Origin of the sequence: Coraliomargarita algicola (assembly GCF_033878955.1) — a bacterium.
GTDB lineage: Bacteria > Verrucomicrobiota > Verrucomicrobiia > Opitutales > Coraliomargaritaceae > Thalassobacterium > Thalassobacterium algicola.
Window position 1 is genome coordinate 4,699,512 of record NZ_CP138858.1, and the last position, 23,305, is coordinate 4,722,816.

A 23,305-nucleotide genomic window follows, 5' to 3' on the forward strand; every position below is an offset into this window, starting at 1 on the left:
TCGATTAGGAAATATGACTTTGGCTTAGCGTGTGCGGCGGCGGTTTGTCATGAAGAGTGCGATTGCACCGATTACTAGTGCAAAGGAGGATGGCTCTGGGATGATATCTAATGTGATACTGTCGCTGTTGTAGTTGAGTGTATAGCTGTATGCTTCCAAACCTGTTCCAATGACCAATCCTTCAGTTAGATTGCTGGCGATGGTATTATCGCCATTATCGCCGTAGAACTCGAATAGAGTGTATGTGCCTTCTTGCGCGTCGGAGAAGTTGATTATGTTGTCATTGAGGACCAAGTCGCCGTCGCTGTAGTTCCATAGCAGAATTTGATCGGAGGTATTGCCAGGGCCGAGTTCGAACTCAAAGGTGGCTCCTGCCTCCATTGTTAACACGGGACCAGTGGTGTTACCGCCGTCAAGTATAAGACTGCCAATGCTAGCACCCGGTGCGAATGTGGCTCCGCTTTGGGCGGTAATGCCGTTGGCGAGTCCAGCAGCAATGCGACCAGTTCCGCCAAGTGTGGCACCATCCTGCACGATGACTGCGCCTGTTCCTGTTGCGGAGCCGGTGGTGTTATTCGCGAAGAGGGTGGTGTCCGTGGCCACTGTTGTGGTGGCGGTGTAGGTGTTGTCTCCTTCGAATATCACGCTACCGCCGCCTTCAATGTTGATGTGGCTTAGTTTGATCGTATTGGCGTCATCTGCATTGTAGATATTTCCGCTGAAGGTTACGGAGCCTCCAGCGTCGGCTGTCAGGTGCAACGCATTGACGACCCCGCCGGTATCGCGGCTTTGGAGTTCGACGTTGCCTGAGTAGGTTGCTTGACCACTGCCATCGAGTCCTAAGTAGGCTTCGCCACCGCTACCGTTCCAGCTGGACTTGATGCCGATCTTTGCCGTGACATCGTGTCCGTCAGTTGTGAACAGTCCTGATATTTTGTTGGATCCTTGCCCATCGCCGACGACGGTATAGATACTGTTGTTGCTGCCTAGTGCATTGTCGGAGGTCAGCTGAACAAAAGTGCTTTTTACAGTCAACCCACCATAACCATTGGTGCTCGTTTCACTGACTGCCGAGGTGAAACCGGAGTTGTCGCCGGCGATCACCAGACGGAAGTCGTCGATTGGGGTGGAGACACCTGAGAGAGCGAGCGTCTTAGAGTGGCCGCTGACGGAACCAGTCCAATCGCCGTCAAGGATGAGGTTGCCAGCGCTGTTGCTTAAGTGACTCAAGGTGAATCCCGCACTGGTGAGATCATTAAAGTTAATGTCTGTGGACATGTTCATGGAACTGCCACCTAGTGTGATAGGCATGTAAATTGCGCCACTGTCATTTAATACAACGGTTTCTCCGAGTCTGTTTAATTGTGACTCGTTCCACAAGCTGACCGTCGTGCTTGGTGCGATCGTGATTTGCCCCGTGTAACTATCTGAGGAACCAGAGTAGAAACGAGTGCTCCCACTTAGGGTCAGGTTGCCTGTGCCGGATAGATCGGCGTATAAATTGATCGGGCTACCTACGCCCCATTCTTGATCTGCAGTCAGATTATAGCTGCCGTTCAATCGAACGAGTCCGTCTGTTTTGCTGCCGCTGATTCCTCCAGAGCCAATGCTGAGTGAGGTGACGCCATCTCCCTGGTCGATTGTGTACTCGTGCTCGTCTGCACTGAATACGAGTCCGTCTACCGCTCCTGCGGTTGCCCAACTGCTGTCAATAGTGCTGGTTACATCACCAGAGGCTCCGAAAGTGATGGAGTCGCCACTTGTTGCGGGGACGCCTGCGCTCCAGTTACTCGCATTGCTCCAGTCGCCATCGCCGCCAGTCCATGTGGTGTCGGCGAATACGCTGACCGAGGGCGCGAGGAGTGTGGCTGCCATTGCGAGCCTAAGTGAGTGTGCGTTGCGTGTGCTGGGTGGGGTGTTCCTTGGGGGGGGCATGTCTTTTTGTTTCATCTTGGTTGTTTATTATATTTTGGTTAGACGATTATTTTATGAAAAGCAGATAATAATTATCTGTAAAGGAAATATTTATTATTGTATGTGGCTTTGATGGGAGAGGAATAGGTGTTTTCTTTGAATGTTCTATGGGGATTTATTGTAGATGATAATATTGTTGACGGGGTAATATTATTATTAATCAATTGCTCGATAATTATTATGACGACTCCTCGGAAAGTGACTCAAAGTGATGTGGCGCGTGCTGCTAAAGTCTCGCAGGGTGTGGTTTCTTGTGTCTTGTCGGGGCGTTCAAGCGACACGCTTAGTGTGGGGGATGAGACTCGGCGCCGTGTGTTGGCGGTTGCGAATGAGCTTGGATATCGCGTGCGTTCTTCGGTGCGCAGGGAGGATTCTGCTGCGGCTAGTCGCAAGCAGGTTTTACTAGTGACGCCTGCGCCTCATCGAGGGGCGTCTTCAGCAGTTAAGGATTCCGCCGTGAGTGTCAGTTACCGGAGTTTTATGGAGCATTCGGTGACGGAGATCGGAGCGCATCTTAGTGAGCATGGAGTCGGGCTATCGATTCACCAACTGACGAGTGAAAAGGGACTTATGCAGTGGCTGACGGAGAGCGACGTGTGCGCGGTGATTTGGCATACCTCGGTGGGGGATGGCTCGCTGCTGGGGTGGGTCGCAGCACGCTATCCTCTTGTTGTCGTGAATCAGGCGGGGCAGTCGACGCAGCTACTGGACGGTGTCTCCATTAATCAGGCGCTCAATGTTAGGTTGCCAATGGATCACCTTTGGGAATCCGGGCACCGTAAGATTGCTTATTTCGGTCAAGTGCCGGGGAATTTAGTTTTTGAGGAACGTCTTTCAGCTTACCGTGGTTTTGTTTGTGCAAAAAATATTCATAATTATGAGGAATTTCAGGCGATCCCCGATGAGCAATTGCGCCCCGCAGCAGAGAAGGTCCAGATGATTTTGGACACCTGGGAGTCGCTAGGTGAGGGGGCTCCGACTGCGATCGTTTTAGGCGATGTTTTTGCGTTGCTGCTTCTTGGGGCGGCCCAGGCGCGGGGGATTCGGATTCCGGAAGATCTGAGTGTTGTGGGGATCGATAATGTCGATGCTTGTGATTATGTGTCACCGCGTTTGACTTCAGTAGCTCAGTGTTTTCCTGCTTTATGTGAGTCAGTCGTAGAGCGTCTTATGCGTCGTATTCAGAATCCGGATTCACCCACGCAGTTTGTTGCGATTGCTCCGTACCTGGTCGAAAGAGATTCTGTAAGGAAGTTTTCTCAGTCTGAAGTCGAAGCTATTATAGATAACTAACCTTAGAGTTGTAGTCATTGTCTGCTGTCAGGCACCTGTAATTTTATAAATGTCATATTGTTGGCACTCGAAAGTCGTTGCTTTCACATTTTCTGCATTAAGCCCCCCCCATTAACTAAATCTCCTATGTCCCCCTCCCTATTACAACGCTTTAAGTTACACTCATATAGTTATTGCCAACGGTTTTTAGGTTTGGCTTGCGCTGCTGGTTTTAGTGCTAGTGCACTCATGGGGCAAGCTAACGAGCTTTCTCGGACGTTCCAAGATGAGAAGAGTGATTTGAAGCGGGTAATAGATTTGGATAGTTCGGTAACTCGCGGAGCTCCTTTGCCTACGATACCAGCTTTTCAGTTAGGCAGTGCGCTTGCTAGGCAGGATCCAGTTTTTCACCTATCTTCGTTTCCGCAAAAGAATGGGAAGGATGGTGGGATCTCTCTAGTTGCTCAGCCTTACTTTACGGTTGGGAATAAGGCAGTTTACTTGCGGCGCGTCGATGCTCGAAACCGAGAGGATAAGGATGAGTATGTTTCGATCTACATTGATGGTAAAGAGGTCGGACGATTCTTTTTTTGGGGGAGTTACCCAGATAATTCCGGTTACCCCTTTGTGGAAATAGAAAGTGATCCGGAGGAGCTACTGACTGATGAGTCGAAGGAGGCGGTGACCTATCGTCGTCCTTATATTTCGAAAGAAGGAAAAAAGGCTGTGTTTGAATTCTCACTGCGGTCCTTGGGGGATAGCCAATTGGAATTGAATTGGGAGGTCGATTCGACGGATGTCCTCGAAGAACCGCGTGGTGTTTCCCCTTGGTTTACGGTCGGTGGAATTTATCGGGAGAATCAGATCTTGTTTGGAGAGCAGGAGATTGTTGTGCCGACTCGGGAGGAACTTGTGGCTGGAGATGTCGTGACGAAGGTTGAGGGGGATTTTCGCTTTTCACCTGGCGATCCAGCGGGGGCTTATTCGATCCGTTTGGACGGTATTAAGGGGCAGGTGACTCAAGCCCTGACGGAAAGCGGGCGCTATGGATGGATCTTCCGCGGCGAGTATCGAACGGCAGGACGTGTTGTCATTGACCTCGGAGAGGGACAACTGCGAGATGAGGAGACGCCGCCGTCTGTGGCGGGTCATGATTTTTGGGCGCTCGACGGCTTACACGTTCCACTCTCTCCAGTGCGGAACCTTTGGCCGAATCCGAGTTTTGAGCAAGGCTTGCGCTATTGGAACTGGACGGGCGGGGGCGCTAAATACGATCCTGCGCATGGACGACGATTTCACCTTGTAGCAGATGGGCTCTTCGGGCCGAATGCATTAGGCATGCGTAAAGAACAGTCTTCTTCGGCTGGATTGCAATCGTTGCCGATCCCGCTTGAAGCCGGGAAAACGTATACGCTGAGCTTTTACGCGAAATCTGAGAAGCCAACTAAATTAAATCTAGCTTTTGCCAGTGCTGCATCTGGTGGGAAGTTTCGCGGGAAGTATGGTATTGTCTTTGGCGATTCGGGGACACCTGAAGCCACTTATTCGCTCACTGAAGAATGGCAGCGCTACAGTCGCACCTTTGTTGCGGACGGCGCAGGGCTGACTTTGACCATCAGTGGCAAGGAAAATACCTTGATTGACGGGGTGCAGCTTGAGTCTGGAGCCATTGCGACTGCATTTATCACAGATCCACTGGATGGCTATTTCGTGACCAGCGATCCTGATAACTCTCTAGTCAAAGGGGAGGATTTTGGAGCCGCATTCCGAGTGGTTGGTCAGCCGGGGGTGATTGGGGAGGTGGTGCTTTCGATTAAGAACCCCTATCGTGAAGTTCTGTATCAAGAAGTGTTGTCGGTCACGATTCCGGAGAGCGGTGTAGTGACTCAAGCGTTGGGCGTAGATGCGGATACAGTTGGCGAAGGGGTGTTTGTCGTTCGAGCGGACTTTTCGGTGGATGGTTTCGACACGTATACCGACTATTATCGTTTTTCCATACTTGATCCTCTGTCCAATACGCACGCGACCAAAGATCTGTTTGGAACTATGACAAACTCCATGGCTCGTATCGGGCGTGGGGATGATTTGGGAGCTAGGTTTCGTGATTGGGGCTTCGGTTCGACGAGTTGGGGGGTGACCTTGGATCAAGTCGACGACGGAATACTACCTGCAATGGAGAAGCGTTATGGTATCTCGAACTATTTCAATACGACGATTCCGCGCAGAGAGGAATCGGCTAAAGTGCTTTACGGCTATAAGAAATGGGATGCAGTGACGCCTGAGTTGGAAGCTCTAATTGAGGAGACGGCCTATGAGAAGGTGAAACGCTACGATCCAGCGCAATATAATACCTGGCATTTTGGTAATGAGGAGGAGAGCTCATCTCTGCCTGGCAGCGGTCGCTTCGATGAATATTTCAAGGCACAGTCTGCCGCGGCGCGCGGTGTCAAACGAGCGAATCCTGATGCATTATTTGCACCCACAAATGGTACCAGTGGTTATAGTAAGCTGCGCGGCTATGATGCGATGGAAGGTTACCTGAAGGCTTCAGTGAAGCATAATTTCAAATATGATGTCGTGTCGGTGCATCCCTATTGGAATATTGATAAGGGGAGTCTCAGCGACAATGATCTGGATGAAGAGACCGCACGTTTGATCGAACAGATGGGGCGTTATGGCTATGGCGAGGAGACGCCTATATTCTTCACCGAGCTGTTTAATGTGCCTGAGGTCTATTTCCCCGCATGGGGTGCGCTTGGCTGGGCGGACCAATATAAAGCTGGCAAGCTCAGTTACGATTTCGGCAACCGTGAAGTGATCCAAGCTGCCTCGGCGGCACGCTTATGGGTCATATCACTCAAATATTGGCCGCAACTACGCTCAACGAACATTTGGTTGCCCAAGCCATTTGTTGACTATCATTTGAGCCCATTGCTCATCAGTAAAGCGGCCAATACCTTGGGACATCGTTTCTTCGATGTCGATTTCTATGCAGACATTAAGCCGATTGCTGGCATTCGTGGCTACAGTTTCAAGCGTGCTGATGGTCAAGCGATCGCGGCTATTTGGTGTGTGGATACTGATGTTGAAAACGGACTGAAGGAGGGACCCATGATCGAGGTGAATTTCGAGCAAGCAGTTCACTTCTTTGATCTGATGGGCAATCCTCGCCATGCAGAGGCTGATGCAGATGGCGTGGTTCGCATTCCACTGACTCCGATGCCGCTGTTGATTGAAGCTGCGGACGTTTCGAAGTTGACCGCGTCATTGCTCGCGGCGCAAACCTCGGATGCGGCGTCGGCCTTGTCGGTTGCGGTTGCACCGACTCTTGAGGGTGAGGTGCACGTTGAACTCAAGAATCTGACAGGGCGCGAACAAGCTGGTGTCGTGACAGTGGGCGGTACTGCATTGCCCTATGTGCTTCAGGGGGAAGAGACTCAATCGATGCGGGTTCCCGGAGGAAGCAGTTCGGTTGAATTCGGCAAGAAGTATCAGTGGCAAGGACAGATTGAGGTTCAGCCGCAGGACGGTCATGGGCTTCAGCAAGCTTGGGACATGGATTACTTTTATGTGCCCAAAACTGCTGGTATGCCGGATTGGGCAGATGTCCCATCGATTGAGATTGATAATCGTCGGGTGAGTCAGAAATACGAAGGCCTTTTGCCGGAGGGCGATCAAGTTACTCTCTTTCGAATGGCTTGGGATGACGCAAATCTTTATCTGCGTGTCGAAGTGCAGGATGATGTCTTTGTCGTCGATCCCAAAGTCTGGCAACGTCCGACCGCATGGAACGAGCTCTGGCTGAATGATGGTGCTCTAGAGGTCTATTTCGATACGGCCGCTGATGCCCGCAGTAATTCTGAAAAGACCTATGATAATGATGACTATCGTTACGATTTTTCAATCAGTCGGACCGGTGAGTCTGGCCCAGGAGAGGTCAACCGTTTCCGTGCAGTCAACCACCAGTTGGCGCAGGGGCTAGATATGCCGAGCAAGGAAGAGGCATCCGAGAGCATTATATGCGATTTTGAAATTACGGAGACAGGCTATGCCTATACCATTGTCTTCGGGCAGCGCTATCTCGAACCGCTCATGCTGGAGGCGGGGAAGATCGGCGGGATGGGGCTCTACATTCACGATAAAGACAATACTGACAGTATCGGCTGCCCTAAGGGCCAATCCCTGGCGACCGAGCCGGGCGCACACTGCGACTACAATCCGCAACTCTGGCCGCTGATGATTTTGTCTGAATCAAGCGTTAAGTAATCAACACATTTAGAAACTCAAAAGCACTTGCATGAAAAACAAAACTATTACGGATTGGGATTTATCAATCGTTCGCGGCTTGTCCGAAACTGGCTCTGTGAGCTATCGCAGTTCTTCGCAAGTCGGGCAGTCTCGAATTGGCCTCGGCTTTGAAACCTTGGATAGAGAAATGTTTAAGCCTGAAGCTTGCTATGACCTACTGGAGCAATCCGGCATCAAGTGGGCACGCGTGCAGACTGGCTGGTTACGCTGTGAAAAAGAAAAGGGCGTCTATGATTTCACTTGGCTGGACGAGGTGGTGGATAGCCTATCGCAGCGCGGGATCCAGCCCTGGTTTAATGTCAGCTACGGAAATCCGATTTACATGCCGGATGCGCCCCACAAAACAGCTGTCGGCTGTGTGCCCTTATATTTCGGGGAAGAGGCGACCCAAGCGTGGAAGAACTACGTGGCTGCGCTCGCAAAGCACTACAAAGGCAGAGTCGAGATTTATGAAATTTGGAATGAATCCAATCATCCCAGCTTCTGGCATCCGCACCCCGTTTCGTCGGTTGATTACACTGAGTTGGTCCGCGTCTCGCGCGCGGCGATTATTCCGGAAATCCCCGATGCGAAGATCGTCGCCTGCACGGCCTCACCAGATGAGAAATTCATCTACGGTTGCCTCGATGCCGGAGTCGCGGAGCTCGTGCATGCAGTCTCGATCCATCCTTATCATAGTGTGCCGGAGGATGTGCATTCACACCCCGCCTCCGATGAAATTCGTGCGGCCTTCGCGGCCTGCCCGGAGAATATTCACTACGAATCGACGGTTAAGAACCTACGCGCTACTTTTGCTAAGCGCGCCCCACATCTTGAACTCTGGCAAGGGGAGTGCGGTTGCCCCGCAGAGAATCTGGGGCACGCGGATGCCGGCTGGATGCGCGTGTTTAACATGGATGAGCCTAAGCAGGCTAAATGGTTGCTGCGGCGTGTGCTGACTGATCTGGCTTTGGAGATGGATATGATTTCATACTTCCATGCTACGGACCTGATGGAGCAGGCTTACCGTCAAGCTAATGGTAACGCCCAGGTCGGTGGTGTGAAGCTGGGAGTGATCAAGGGGCTCTCTTATGAGCCGAAGTTGTCCTACTCGGCGCTACAAGGCATGTGCGCCTTGTTCGATTCAGAAATGGAACAGCGGCCACTCGTCACGCGCTCGGGCCTCTCACGTATGGGGCGTTGCGAATCCAAGTTGCCGATGATCGCGATGCGTGTGCTCACATTTGAGCGTCGTGGCTATCCGTTTTATATCTATTATTTGCCCGAAGACGTTCAATTGGAGACCAGCGTGCGCAATGACTTTTGGTTTCAGATGCTGCATGAAACCGAGCATCGAATTGAGCAGCCCGTTCTCGTCGACTTGTTGCAAAACAAGGTTTTTGATCTATCTGAATTCCGTAAGGGAGAAGGCGTATGCTACGACTGGATGCTGGAGGGCATTCCGCTGGCCGACTATCCGCTGATCATTACCGATCAAAAAGCGCTATCGGGTATGAGTTGAGTTGATTGCTAGAAGATTTGGCATGCCATTCTCCATTTTTTTGTGATTCAAAGTGATAGTTAGTACTTGTGCTTTATCAAAAAATAATGTGAATATTGCCGATGCTTCATACGACGTTGAATTAGATGGGGGCTTCTCTGCTAGAAATGGTTACTTTTGTGATCAGTATGAATTTGCAACCCAATTCAACTGTAAAGATCACAACTAATTGTCTAAACAAATGAATAATATACCTCAAAATACTGTTAATGTAGTTAATTCTCTTCCGTCCACTGTGAAGGATTCTATGTCCGCTAAAGGTAGTCTCCGGCACTATGCCTTACCTGCGTTTATTATGGCTGTTACTTCTACCTTGGCTCATGCAGAAACAGAAATTGTATCATATGATTTTGATGCATTAAGTAATGGAGCTCTGACTGGCAGCACAACACCAGGCGACGTGTCTAATCAAGATGGATGGTATACGGATGCGAACAATGGTGGCAGTCCGATCATTTGGGATGTCGTCACGACTTCGGGAGGGATTTATGATGGAGACAAGGCAATTCAAAGTTCTGGTCGTGCTATAAAGGCTTACGATAATAGCTTCTTTGAGTCGACGACGGGAAGCGTCGCCTTTGATTTTACCTTTAGCCTTAAGGGGGAATGGCAATCTCTTAAGATGGGATTAGCTGGCGACGGAACTGTTAGTTCTTTGGCATCCTATCAAATTAATACGGATCGTTATTCGCCGATTATAGGAGTGGGTTCTCAGAGTCCTAGTAATGGTATATATTTCTCCTTGGCAGGTATACCGACATATAATTCACCTTGGGCCACTTCAACCGTTCAGGTTACAGGTTTAGACATTACCGACTATTATACAGTGCGACTGGTGGTTGATCCTGATGCGAATGCTGGCAGTGGTAGTGGCACCGTTTATTATCGCAATGAGACGGATGCTGGTGAATGGACCATTGTGGGAGGTACACTAGAGGATTTCGATCTGAACCTTGAAAATAGCGCTTCAGGTAATACCATTTCTGATTGGAATCAGGTCTACTTTAATGGTGGCGATGGAAATAAGCCTACGAAAAGTGAGGTTATCGGTTATTCCATTTCTAGCATTCCTGAGCCTTCTGCAATGAGCTTATTATTAGGCTGTGCGGTCGGATTTCTTGCGTTTGTACGCCGTAAGCGCTCGTAATGGTAGCGCTTCTCGTCGTCATTTTCTAATCAATTGCATTACACTATGCTTTTTTCTCAAATGAAACGAGCTTTCACGTTGATTGAGTTGTTAGCTGTGATTGCAGTGATTGGGGTTTTGATGGCGATCCTCATTCCAGTGATTGCTGGAGTGAGGGCCCGTGCTCACAATGTAGAATGTGTGAGTAATTTGAGGCAAATTGGCACGGCTCTGGGCCTCTACACTGGAGATCATGGCTTTGAACTTGTCTATAATGCGTCTGGTGGGAACGTGACATGGGTGCAGTCCTTGGGGCCTTACGTTGGGGATCTTGAAAAGGAAGATTTGATTGGTTGGAATCCTCGTCCCGATGAACTCGATGTTCGTCCAAAATCAATTTGGGCCTGTCCTGAGAGCTCGCTGTTGACGAAGCAGGGCTCCTACTCGGATTATGCGATCAATACGATGATCAATGAATCGCCGACGACTTTAGTGCCTCCCCCGAGAAAAAACAGTCGACTGCAAACTCTACAAGAACCAGCAAAATTAATTGCTATTGGGGATGCGAAGCCCTCAGAGGATTCTGAATACTGCACACGAGGCTTAGGACCTTGGATCTCTTATAATAACAGTGGCTTAGACGGCAGGCATGATGGTATGGCCAATGTGTTATTCTGGGATTTTCATGTTGAAGCGATTGATCCCACTACTATGCCTGCGAATTCCTACGAAACGCAGCACAATCCGCCTTGGGTGGATGCTCTTTAATTCGTTTTCTGATATGCCAGCAGAATACTTTGATTGTGAATCAATGTTTTTGAACTCTGAGTGGGCTTGCGGTATTGTTCGCGTAGTCTGCTTGAGCCGGACGGCGCAACGCTCCTGTGGTTGAGGCAAATAGAGGGCGCTCGACTGTTTCCACTTCAGTTGATTTCGAATTAAAAAAGCCGTTACCAGTAATCGATTTATTTATAGTATGATGTCTAATTTCTTTATTTCATTTTTCGCTTTTCTGCGTGCTTGGCGCGTTGCCCAGGATAATTGGGAGCTTAAGTTGCTGCCTTATTGCTGCATGTTGGCACTGAGTCTTGCACCGTCTGCACATGCGAATGGAGAAGCGACAGATGTGTATCAGAAGGAAAACTTAATCAAAAATAGTAATTTTGATATGCCGGTTACCGCTGGGCAGCGTTTTCCTTATTGGAAGGCGAATGATGCATGCGTGATACGTGAGTCGGCCGAGGGGCAGAAATACCTTTCCTTGACGAATGACAGTGAGCAGCAGGCGGTTGTCTGTTCTCAAACTATTCAAGTCGACCCAGAGTGGAAGCAGTTGAAGGTGTCGCTTCGTGCGAGAATTAATTCTCTGATACCTGGGAAGGCCGAAAATTGGCATGACTGTAAACTCCACTTCGCCTTTCATGATGCGGATGGAAAGGTGATTCAGTACGCACATCCGTTTATCTGGAAGGAGGCAGCACCCGAATGGAAGCAGTATAGCCGTGTGATTGATATTCCACAAAATGCCAAGACTGCTAATATTGCTTTTGCTTTATTTAATTGTGTTGGAAGTGCTGACTTTCAGGGCTTGGTCGTTGAAAAACTTAACGAGACTGATTCAGGCGTGGAAGTTCTCAAGCATGGTGATGATCATGCGATGAAGGTGCCTGCACTCGGAGGTATCTTACCAGATGAGCGCTTCCGGTGGGGACAAGAGCCTGTTGAACAAGAATCTAGTGTGCGGGCGACAATCTGCCTCAATGGCCAGTGGCGATTTGCCCCGGCAGAGCTTGCTGAGGGCGCTGAGGATTGGGGTTTGATGGCTGTTCCTGGATCTTGGAAAGCATGGGGCTTTGTGCCGAGCATCGTTAAAAGTGCTGAGAGTTGGAAGCGTGTCTCACGCGCGGGATGGGATAGTGCCTGGTATCAACGGAGCATTCAGATCCCTCAGGACTGGGATGGACGTCAAATTGTGTTGGATTTCAAACGCCTTTCTACGGATGGGGTTGTCTTTATTGATGGGGTTCGCGTGGGATCTGTTAAGTTTCCTGGTGGCTTAGTTGATATCACCGATTTCTGTGAAGCAGGGAAAGTGCAGAGTCTTGAGGTGTTGGTGCAAGCGAATGTCTTGGATGAGGAAATTATACGGTATATGGGACCTGAAGCAGAGCAGGTGACCAAGCAAAAGGCGTCCTTGCGCTACAAGGGAATTGTTGGAGATGTGCTCTTGCACTCCATGCCTAAGGATCTGCAGATCGAGGATGTGGTTGTTCAGACATCAACCCGTGAGGAGAGTATTCAGATCGAATTTTCACTTGAGAAAGCTGCGGGTGAAACAGTCGAAATACGCGCATCTATGATCAACGATTCGGGTGCCTTGGAGAAGACTTTTCAGGTGAAGTCAGTGGTCGGATCCGCTGGTGAAGTGAATGCGAAGTGGGATTGGGATGATGCCAAACTTTGGGATATTGATCAGCCGCACCTTTATGATTTGTATTTAACTGTAAAGACCGAGTCGGGGGCTAGAGATGAACGTAGGGTTCAATTTGGATTTCGTGAATTTTGGGTCGAAGGGCGCAATTTTTATTTAAATGGTAGCCAAATTAATTTGCGCCCGTACCGCTATCGAAATGTTGGCGGGAATCTCGAAGCAATTGAGCATTGGGTGAAGAGCTACAAAGAGTTGGGCTTCAATTTTATTGAGTTATCCTGTGCGGACATCTCTCAACGCGGCACTGAAGATTATGATTACCTTTGGGTGGAGATGGCGAATCGATATGGTATGCTTGTTTCTGCACGCACAACAGATGAAGGGACAATTGTCAGTGAACAACTGACGAATCCAGAAATGATTAGTTATTGGAAATCCCAGGTGGAGCGTCGCTTTCAAGGACTTATGAATGAGCCCTCGATCGTTATGTGGAACTTCGGGTTTAATCGTTTTGGTATTGGACAGGATCAGAACCCAGCAATCTTAGGGCAATGGAGTGAGTTTAAGTCAACTTTTCCACAGTGGGTTCAGGCTAAACGTAGCGGTTTCAATGCGGTCAAAGCGATTAAAGAAATAGACCCGACACGTCTGGTTTATTCGCATGCTGGAAGTTTTGTTGGAGATGTCTATACGCTGAATAATTATCTCTGTTTGATTCCGCTTCAGGAGCGGGAGGAGTGGCTGAGCCAATGGGCCGAGCATGGGGATATGCCGCTAATGATGGTCGAATTTGGAATACCGATTTATGCGACTTATCAACGTGGGCGAAAAGGAATTCAGGTTGGAGAAACCTCTGAGGTGCTGGCAACGGAATTTACCAGTGCTTACTTGGGGACACGTGCCTATGAGCTCGAGAATGAAGCCTATAGAGACTGGATTCAGACCAGTTTCTTGGAGGATGAAAAGTATATTAGCACTCACTTTAAATTATGGGGCTATGACACGACGAATGAGGTGGGTGAGCTCTTTGCTCGTAACACCTTTAGAAGCTGGCGCACGGCTGGAATCAGTGGTGGTATGCTGCCTTGGGGGCTCTCGCTCTCCAAGACTTTTGAGACTTGGCAGTGTCAGCCTGATGGCACTGGTTGGCGTTCGAATTTTGAGATGACTCCTCCACAGGTCGAGTGGCAACCCGGGCGCAGAGGCACTTATTCGGATTCCTTAGCCAAACGAAATGTTCGGCTAGACCAAATCGATTCGAAGCCACGCGATTTAATTGCCAGAGAAATTGTAGAAAATAATCATGAGACCTTGGTGTGGATTGCGGGCGGTACCGAGCATTTCACAGATAAGGTGCACCTCTTTAGCCCGAGCGAGACTGTGACGAAGCAGGTCGCTTTGTTGAATGATACGCGTCGTCAACAAAACTATGAATGGCGAGCGAAAGTGTATTATAGGAATCGTTTGATGCAGGAGGTAACAAAGAATGGTTCTTTAGCACCCGGACAAACCTTACTGGATCCGTTGGTATTTGCTTTGGATGATGATTTTTCCATTCAAACTGAAGGTGATATTGTGCTTGAAGCGACGATTGGGCAGGTGTTGCACGAGGACCAGTTTGCTTTTACTGTGATTCCTCATCAAGCGCCCGTGGCCGTATCAGAATCGGCGACGCTTTATGTTGAATCTATAACTCCACAGTTGAAGCAATCATTGATCGATCTTGGCTGGCAAGTGAAGCCGTGGCAGAACGAGGTAGGACTCGTAGTGGTGGGGCGTCAAACATTGGAACAAGTCGAATCAGTTATGCCGCGACTACAGCAGCATTTGAAATCTGGCGGAAAGGCGATCGTGATGTCACAGACACCACAGTGGTTAGAGCAGTCACTCGGCTGGAGAAGCTCGCTATATAGTTCGCGCAGGGTTTTTCCACTTGAATCGGCATCTGAATGGGCGTCGCTCGACCCAGAGCTCTTACGCGATTGGCGTGGTAGCAGTCAGTTGTTACCAGCAGTCGATCCGAAGATCGATAATATTAAGGAACTGACGACTGCACCCAAATTTGGCTGGCGTTGGGGAAATCGAGGCGTGGTGAGTAGTTGTGCGATCGAAAAGCCACATTTTGGTGGCTGGACTCCTTTGCTGGAGTGTGAGTTTGATTTGGCGTATTCGCCCTTAATGGAGTTGAGCTATGGGGCGGGCTTGCTTGTCTATTGTGGGCTGGACTTTGAAGATCATCTTGCGGTGGAACCTGCCGCAGAACACATTTTGGCGCAGCTGTTGAAAAATGTGATGGCAGCGAAGGTGACTCCGAAAAGAGAGACCGTCTTTATCGGGAATGCAGAGGATGGGAGTTCGCTGCGCTTAGCTGGAGTTCAGTTCCGAGTCGGAACGTCTCAGACGCTGCCAGAGGATGGATTGCTCATTCTTTCGGCGGACGCAGATATCTCTAAAGATACTGTGTATGATTATGCTGCAAATGGAGGGCATGTGTTTGTCCTCGGGCAGCAGAGTGAGGGAGCTACAAACTTTGGAGTGACACTCGTGCGCGAGGATGCATTTCACGGTTCGTTAAATGTTCCCGACTGGGATATTTGCCGTGGTCTGAGTCAGTCGGACATTCGAAAACGTGCGGATGGACTGGCTTACTTGATTGCTGATGGCTGTGAGGTCGGTGCGGATGGTTTGCTTGGGCGTAAGCAGTTGGGAGAGGGACAAATCGTGTTTTCTCAAATTACGCCTGCTTTGTTGAATGCAGATCAGTTGAGCTATATGCGCTATACGCGTTGGAGGCAAACGCGAGCCATCTCGCAACTATTGGCTAATCTGGGAGCATCGTTTGTTACGGACGATCAATTTTTCGATGCCATGCCTTTAGAGGACAGTCGCCGTAAAATCAATTTGGCTAGTAAGTGGAAAGCACAGCTAGTGACGCCACTCGAGCCTAATGGTACGGTGGCCTATACCGACCCCGGAATTAGCGATACTGCTCGTTCACTAATAGCCACACATGTGGATGAAAGAGATTTTAAGACCGTTTCACTTCCTGGAGAATTTGAGTATTATGGTCATGATTGGGAGGTCGACGGAGAAGTTGTGTTTCGCAAAGAAATTACGATTCCTCAGGAGTGGAGTGGGCAAGATTTATGTCTGAGCCTCGGTTCAATTGATGACTTTGACCAGACCTACTTTAATGGAATCAAGGTCGGGGAGATGGATGTTAATTCACCGCAGTTTTGGTCGGCAAAACGGATCTACACGATTCCTGGAAGTTTAGTTGAAGCCGGCACTTCAGTTATCTCTGTGCGCGTCTTTGACCATATGGGCGGCGGGGGCTTTACGGGGCATCCTGAAGATATGTATCTCGTTCCCGCCAGCTATAAAGAGCGTGTGGTCGATCATCAGTTTTATCATCCAGATTATCGTAGCGATTTTGTTTATGGTGATGAGCCTTATCGTTATTATCGTTGGTAACATTATAAATTAACTATTTTTGTGTTTATGACCTCCCTGCTGTATCTCTTAGCTGTACTTTGTCTTGTCGGGTTGTCGACTCGCTCGATGGCGCGAGTTCCCTTTGAGGATGGGGACCGCTGGACGATGGTGGGTGATAGTATCACTCATGGCGGCGAATATCATACCTGGGTATATCTCTATTGTTTGACGCGATTCCCTGAGCTTGAACTGAGTGTCGCCAATGCGGGTAACTCGGGCGATGATGCGCATGGAGCACTGGAGCGTTACGATTGGGACATCCAACCGAAGGGCGCGACCGTGGCTTCCGTTATGTTTGGAATGAATGATGTGCGGCGCGAAATCTACGGCGATGTGCCGGACACGCCTCAAGTGCGGGATCAGCGCATTTACATTCTGGAAGGCTATCGCAGTTTTATGAATCAGCTCGTGCAACGTCTGCGGGAAGATGGGGCGCGATTGATTTTGATGACACCTACGATTTATGATGAGACCGCGCAGCACCAAACGGAGGTCTTAACGGGGGTGAATGGTGCGCTTGGAGCCTGCGCGGCCTATGTCACGCAGCTTGCTGCGTCGACTGGTGCGACATTGATTGATTTTTATGGGCCGATGAATGAGATCAATGCACGTATGCAAGCGGTGGACCCAGCCGCTAGTTTGATTAAAAGGGACCGAGTGCATCCTAATTCTGTGGGGCAATTCGTGATGGCGTATCTTTTTCTGAAAGCAGTGGACGCGCCCGGACTGGTCTCTCGGGTGCATGTAGATGTCGAGCAAACTCAATTTATTGCTTCTGACAATGCATCGGTTGGTGACTTGGTGGCCAAGGATGCTACGGTTTCGTTTACAGTGTTGGAGCAGGCCATTCCCTTTCCTGTCGGCAAGGCGCAGCAAGCGGCGCTCGAATGGGTGCCTTTTCAAAATGAGTTAAACCGCCAGACCTTACGCGTGAGTGGCCTGCAGCCGGGAGAGTATGTGCTCACAATCGATGGGCAGCGAGTGCGAGATTTTCAAGCGGAAGCGTTGTCTGCGGGCGTCAATCTCGCTTTGGAAGTAAACACACCACAGGCGAAGCAGGCGGCTGAAGTCTTAAAGCTTATGCAGCTTTGGCACACTAAAGCTTTGGAGTATCGTTCAATTCCTACATTTGAATTTTGGAATTTGGGGCATATGCTTCAGCCGGTATCTGAAGAGGCTGCGTGTGAATATGTAGCGGCTGAGATCGAACAGCTCAAAGAGTTTACCGAAGGCCCCCAGTTGTGGCGTCGTAAGTCCTTGACGCGTTATCTTGAGCGCAAGCCGCGCGAGGCACTGATTGCCGCTGAGATGGAAAACCTGATTTCGCAGGCGCGCGCCGCAGCTCAACCGCAATCACATCACTATCAATTAAAACGTATTGAATAAGGCCTACAAAGTTCGTTGTCTTTACTGACCTAAGAAATATTTATGAAAAGATACCCAAAATTCATTCTGATCCTGTTCATTACGCTTTGTTCAGGCGTGCTGTTGGCCGCTGAAGATCGCATCCAAATATTGGGAGTGGGGAACAGCTTTACCGCGAATTCGATGCGTTTTCTGCCGCAGATCATTGAGTCGAATCCGGATCTTGCCGCAGATGTGGCTTATGCCTATATCGGTGGCTGCCCGCTGGATAGACATGTCACGCTTGCGGAAGCGTATGAAATGGATGCGACGCAAGGGAGGGAATATAGCTATATTTTTAACGGTAAGAGTAAAAAGAAGCAGGCAACGTTACGAGAGATGCTGGAGGATCAGAAGTGGGATTATATTACAATTCAGCAAGTCAGTTCGAAGAGCTATAAAATCGAAACTTTCTATCCCTATGCAGAGCGCCTGATTCGTTATATTCAAAAGTATGCGCCTGAAGCAGAAATTGTTATTCATGAGACATGGGCACACAGCATTGATAGCTATCGGGTGAAGGCATGGGACTTAAGCCCAGACGCGATGTATGCGAAATTGCATGCCGCCTACGGGCAGATCGGCGAAGAGTTTGGCCTGCGCATTATCCCCGTCGGGACCGCGTTTCAAAATGCGAAGAAACGACCTCTTTGGGATTACCAAGCGACAAGGATCGATACTAAGAGTCTGTCCTATCCTGAAGACAAGCAGGGCTTGCCCGATCAAAGCAAGAGCCTTCACTCGATTTTTTCCTGGCGTCAAAGTAAGGATGGTTCTTGGAGCGTTGGCAATGACGGCTTTCATGCGAACCGAAATGGCGAATACCTCGGTGGTCTCGTTTGGTACGAATTCTTCTTTAACGCTGATGCGCGTGAGGTGAGCTACAAGCCCGAACAATTAACTGAAGCTCAAGCCGTCTCCTTGCGAGAGGTCGCGCACGAAACTGTCAGCGCTCTGTAAAACAGCTCTGCGGGCGTCGACGATTCTTTGGCGCTTTATCCATTTTAGAATTGTATTTGATATGCAGGATCGAATATATTCAACGCCGAATTGACTGTTTGTTTAAATCTGTAAAACACCCAATTTTGAGACCTCTACGGCTTCGCTAGTCGTCATGGCTGAGCCATTGTCATTTTTAATATAATAACCCACCCAAACACATGACTGATACCGCAACACGCGAGAAAAGCGCAGCTTCTGATGTTGAAGCGCAACACGCAATTAATGAAATTACCTCGTTTGCCGATGAGAAGGCGAGTTACCAACGCACGAGCCACCCGGATGCGCAGTGGTTTCCCGAAGCCTGTTTAGGCATGTTTATTCACTGGGGGATTTCAAGTGTTGATGGTATCGGCGACCTGTCTTGGGGATGTTACCACACCGTGCCGGGCGCGCAGCAAAAGAATACTGAAGTGCATGGAATCTATGCGGCGCATGCCCAACGGACGCCAGTGAAGTATTGGGAGCAAGCGGAGAAGTTTACCTGTGAGGATTACGACCCGGAGAAATGGTTGTCGGCGGCCCGTGATGCCGGCGTGCGTTATGTCGTGATTACCACCAAGCATCACGATGGTTTTTGCCTGTGGCCGAGCGAGTATGGCGATTTCAGTCCTAAAAACTATTTGAACGGTCGCGATTTACTGGGTGAATTTGTGGCTGCGGCGCGTAAGTATGACGTCAAAATCGGTTTCTACTATTCGCCGCCTGATTGGCGCTTTTATCAGGATTACGTGAACTTCGGCCGTGATTCTAAGAAGCCTTTGGACAAGAATCATGAGCCTTATCCCGGCAACAAAATGCCGGAGCGGAGTCCAGAATTGCTGGAAGCCTATCGTACCCACGTCAACGGACACGTGCGCGAATTGCTGACTCGCTATGGCCAGATCGATGTGTTGTGGTTTGACGGTCGTTTGCCGGATGGCTCGATGACGATCGAGGAAATTCGCGAGATCCAGCCCGGTATTTTGATTAATCCGCGAGGCCATGGCTACGGCGATTTCAATACTCCAGAGTGCAAATTTCCTGAGCGTGAGCGGGTGGAGGGCAGTTGGTGGGAGTATTGTCACGTCTTCTCCGACGGCGCATGGGGCTATATGGAACACGAAACATATAAGCCAATTGGCTGGTTTCTCGAAGAGTTTACCAAAGCCCGTGCATGGGGCGGCAATTGGCTGCCAAATGTGGGGCCCGATGCCAAGGGGCGTTTGCCTGATGCCTTTTTCAAGCGTATGGAGCAGCTTAAAGAATGGATGTCACACAGTGGCGAATCAGTCATTGGCACCACTCCGGGAAATTGGCCCGAAGATTCCAATGTTCCCATTACTCACAAGGGCGATAAAACTTATGCGCACGTCGGGTGGCTTTTTGATTATCCCGTTGAAATCAAGTGCCTGAAGGAAGCACCGAAGTCGGTTCAACTATTGAAGACCGGCGAGGCAATTCCTTACGAGTATGTCGATGGGGTTTTGAGTTTCCATCTTCATAAAAACCATCGTGATTTACGCACTACGGTCATTGTGATCGAGTAGCCGCGCGCCCGCTGTGGCTTTGAATCTTACCCCATTTATATCAGACTGTTCTATATGACTCCATTCCGATTGACTGTCGCCCTTTGTTCATTGCTGAGCATCGGCCTTACGCTGGCCGATGCTCAGCCTGGAGCCCTCAACGGTCCGGATTATGCGCCACCCTTTGAAATTAAGCAAGGCGAGCGGGTTGATGGAGAACTGCGGACAGAGACATTCCTGGATAAGCAGGATGAGAATCGACCTGCTTTGGCGGCTTCTTGGGTCTACGGCAATAAGCGTGTGGCGGCACGGGAGACCAAGCTGAACCTGAAGCAAACGGATCGGGACAATGAGTTCACTTTATATGTAAATGAAGCGCCGATCATGAAGTGCATCTTCGTGGCGAACTATATAAACGCGGATGGGGAGAATGTGCCGATGATGGCGCCCAAACTCTTTGAAACTTCGAATTTGGAGGCTGACCCTGATACGGGAGTCATTCGTGTCAGTAATCGTTACCCGCTGCCGGATGGGACGGAGGCTGAATTTTCCTACAGCCTAAAGTCACTCGGTGATAGCCGCGTCGAAGTCAGTTGGGATATCGGTTGCAGTGCGGAGCAGGTCGAGGCATTTCGTGAGGCAGGGGTGATGCTAAATAATTATGTCATGTATTTTGATATTGAAGGTGACTATCGTGAAAATGGCCTTGAGGTGAATGGCACGAGTATGGAGCCAAAGCCGATCGATGAGTTAAAGGCGCACGAGCAGGATCGCTTAGTCGTTTGGCAGGGAACCGTGCATGAATTGAGCTATGCGCCAAGCAAGCCATTCTACGGCTTTGATATTATTTCAGAGTCTGGTCTGCGTGGGCGCTTGCGCGAAGTGTATCAATACAAGCGTATTGACTTGGGCTTTATGTTTCATGGCTCGCAGCCGCAAGATTCGTTTATCATTGATTTCGGAAAGGTGGCTCCACCTGCAGACGATGCCCCTCCCGCGGTGGAAGGGCATGATCTTTGGGCGCAGGATGCCTTGCATCTGCCACAGTCGCCGACACGTAATCTCTTTCCGAATCCAAGCTTTGAACAAGGAATGCGCTATTGGCGTTGGTGGTTTGGGGGGGCTCGCTACGAGCGTTCGGATCTGCTGCGTTACGGGGTGGACCCAGATGCGGGGCTCTTTGGTTCCAATGCCATGGTGATTCATCCTGTGCAACGGGCGAGCCAAACCTTGCGGAGCTTTTCTATGCCGAGTGCCAAGGGGAAGACCTATACGGTCAGTTATTACGCCAAGGCTGAAATCGAAGGAGCCAGTGCCTTCTTAGCCCCTCTCAGTAGTAAGACGGGCGGCCAATTTACACGTGCGACCGTCTATGCGACGGAGCGCAATGAATTGAGCACAGAGTGGCAGCGTTTCTCTTTCTCATTTGTATCTGATGGCACGCCGATCTCCTTTATTCTCAGTGCGAATGAGAAGGGGGCAGAATTTGGCTCGATGGCTTGCAATATGAAGCGGGGCCTGAGCCGACCGAGTTTGTTTCGGCTCCTTTGGAGGGACTCCTCAAAACGTCTCATTACCAAAATAATGTTGAGGCGGGAGACCCGATTGAGGCGCGTTTTAAAATCAGCGGCGATGCGGCTACGCATGGTCAATTGACGCTGACACTGGAGGACTTTTTTAATCAGCCGATCTGGACCCAGAGCTATGATTGCCTAGGGGGACAAGTGATTGATTTACCCTTCGACGAACTCGATCTGGAACGGGGCAACTTTGTCTTACGGGCTCATTATGAAGGACCTGGAGTGGATGCCTATGACGACTACTATCGCTTCGGCATCATTCAGACCAAGTCCAATGATTTTGCGACTAAAGATCTCTATGGGGCCCTCGTGACAGCGCGGATCAACCGAGCTGAAGAGCGGGTGCAACTCATGCAGCGGATGGGTTTTACGGGCTCTACCAGTTATGGTCCAGGCGCCATTCAGGAGCCGCTACTTTACGAGATTCGCGACAAATATAATCTGACGGATTATACACATAGTTTGTCGAACTTCCCTCATTTGACTTCTGAGCAGGTTAAGACCTTACACCCCGATGTGCAGCTTATGCGTCAGATCAATTTCAGAGTCTGGAAGCGTATGCAAAGCCGAGGCAAGCCCGTTGATCTCGTCGAAAAATATACCGATGAGATGGTTGCTGCAGTAGAAGAAATGAGTGAGCGCGCTGCGCGAGCCTGCCCCTTTGTGCGTGTGTGGTCATTCGGCACCGAAGAAGAGATTTCTATTCCAGCATTATTTAAGAATCATGATTATGAGGAATATGCGAAACTGTTGGTCGCCTTTTATCGTGGTATTAAGAAGGGCAATCCCGATGCGATCGTTTTACCCTCCGGGGGCACCTCTGGTTATGGGCAAACCCGTGGTAAGAAAGACATCGAAGGTTTCCTCCGTTCGACACTCGATACCGTTCGTTGGGACGCTGTCGCGGTGCACCCATACGGTGCGATCGATGGCACCTTGGGAGCAGGTGATTTGGATGAATCGATTCAAATGCTACGCGATAGCATGGCTGAGTTTGGCTACGGAGAAGACACTCCGATTTACCTCAATGAAGGGGGCGGTGGTTCTTCCAACCGCTGGGGGGACGGCCCGACTTATTCCTATAACGGCGGACAGCCCTCTTACGATGTCGGTTTGGAGGAGTTTCTGCATACGGCAAAGATGGTGCGCCAGTATATCATGTGCCTGAAGTATTGGCCGCAGTTGGAGCACTTTAATACCTGGCAGAGTGATACGCGCACGATCGTCGACTATAATCTGACGCCCGATAGCTTTCTCTTCGGCATTTCGTCGCTGACAGATATGTTGCCTGAGCCTACATTTGTAGGAGATGTGCGCCCAGCGCAAGGTGTGCGTGGTTATACCTTCGAAGATGCGACGACGGGCGCGGTTGCGGCCGTCTGGTGCACTGTTGATGATGTGGAGCGTGGATTTATTCGTGGTCCGATCATGCGCGTGAAGTTTAATGGAGCCTTGCCAAAATTGGTCGACATGATGGGGCGTAGCAGCACTCTGAAAGTCGCTGAAGATGGCTGGGTTGATATCCAGTTGACACCCGCACCGCTCTACTTGGTGGGGGACGATGTTGAAGCGATAACAGAGGCTTTGCAAAATGCTGATGTCGTTGGTGCTGGGGCGAATGTTCGTATCACCTTCGAGCCGACCTTAACTGGAGAAGTCATTGCTGAG

General features: G+C 49.9%; 11 protein-coding genes. 10 read left to right on the plus strand and 1 reads right to left on the minus strand.

Translation table 11 applies throughout. From position 1 onward, the window contains the following. Window positions 1–24: 24 nt before the first annotated feature. Window positions 25–1,875: a hypothetical protein gene (locus SH580_RS19335; RefSeq protein WP_319832454.1), complete on the minus strand. Its 1,851-nt coding sequence runs from the start codon at window positions 1,873–1,875 to the stop codon at window positions 25–27. 279 nt (window positions 1,876–2,154) lie between these two features. On the opposite strand from SH580_RS19335, the gene SH580_RS19340 reads away from it, so the two are divergent. The 10 genes from SH580_RS19340 (at window position 2,155) to SH580_RS19385 (ending at window position 21,713) form a co-directional block, all read left to right on the plus strand. Then, window positions 2,155–3,267, plus strand: a complete 1,113-nt coding sequence (locus SH580_RS19340; protein WP_319832455.1) for a LacI family DNA-binding transcriptional regulator — start codon at window positions 2,155–2,157, stop codon at window positions 3,265–3,267. A gap of 327 nt (window positions 3,268–3,594) precedes the next feature. Continuing rightward, on the plus strand, window positions 3,595–7,512 hold the full coding sequence (locus SH580_RS19345) for a phage head spike fiber domain-containing protein (RefSeq protein WP_319832456.1): 3,918 nt from the start codon (window positions 3,595–3,597) through the stop codon (window positions 7,510–7,512). 31 nt (window positions 7,513–7,543) lie between these two features. Then, window positions 7,544–9,055: a GH39 family glycosyl hydrolase gene (locus SH580_RS19350; protein WP_319832457.1), complete on the plus strand. Its 1,512-nt coding sequence runs from the start codon at window positions 7,544–7,546 to the stop codon at window positions 9,053–9,055. Window positions 9,056–9,275: 220 nt separating this feature from the next. Continuing rightward, the gene (locus SH580_RS19355) at window positions 9,276–10,241 is read left to right on the plus strand and encodes a PEP-CTERM sorting domain-containing protein (RefSeq protein WP_319832458.1); all 966 of its coding nucleotides are present in this window, start codon (window positions 9,276–9,278) and stop codon (window positions 10,239–10,241) included. A 45-nt stretch (window positions 10,242–10,286) separates the two neighbouring features. Beyond that, window positions 10,287–10,988, plus strand: a complete 702-nt coding sequence (locus SH580_RS19360) for a prepilin-type N-terminal cleavage/methylation domain-containing protein (RefSeq protein WP_319832459.1) — start codon at window positions 10,287–10,289, stop codon at window positions 10,986–10,988. Between the two features lie 208 nt (window positions 10,989–11,196). Then, window positions 11,197–16,125: a sugar-binding domain-containing protein gene (locus tag SH580_RS19365; protein WP_319832460.1), complete on the plus strand. Its 4,929-nt coding sequence runs from the start codon at window positions 11,197–11,199 to the stop codon at window positions 16,123–16,125. A gap of 27 nt (window positions 16,126–16,152) precedes the next feature. After that, window positions 16,153–17,532 (plus strand): SGNH/GDSL hydrolase family protein, encoded by a 1,380-nt coding sequence (locus SH580_RS19370; RefSeq protein WP_319832461.1) that lies wholly within the window; start codon window positions 16,153–16,155, stop codon window positions 17,530–17,532. Window positions 17,533–17,574: 42 nt separating this feature from the next. Then, the gene (locus tag SH580_RS19375; protein WP_319832462.1) at window positions 17,575–18,510 is read left to right on the plus strand and encodes a DUF4886 domain-containing protein; all 936 of its coding nucleotides are present in this window, start codon (window positions 17,575–17,577) and stop codon (window positions 18,508–18,510) included. A 200-nt stretch (window positions 18,511–18,710) separates the two neighbouring features. Beyond that, entirely contained in the window at window positions 18,711–20,078 is a 1,368-nt protein-coding gene (locus SH580_RS19380; protein ID WP_319832463.1) for an alpha-L-fucosidase, read from the plus strand. A 54-nt stretch (window positions 20,079–20,132) separates the two neighbouring features. Beyond that, a complete protein-coding gene (locus SH580_RS19385; RefSeq protein ID WP_319832464.1) occupies window positions 20,133–21,713 on the plus strand; it encodes a carbohydrate binding domain-containing protein in 1,581 nt (526 codons plus the stop codon). Window positions 21,714–23,305 lie beyond the last annotated feature (1,592 nt).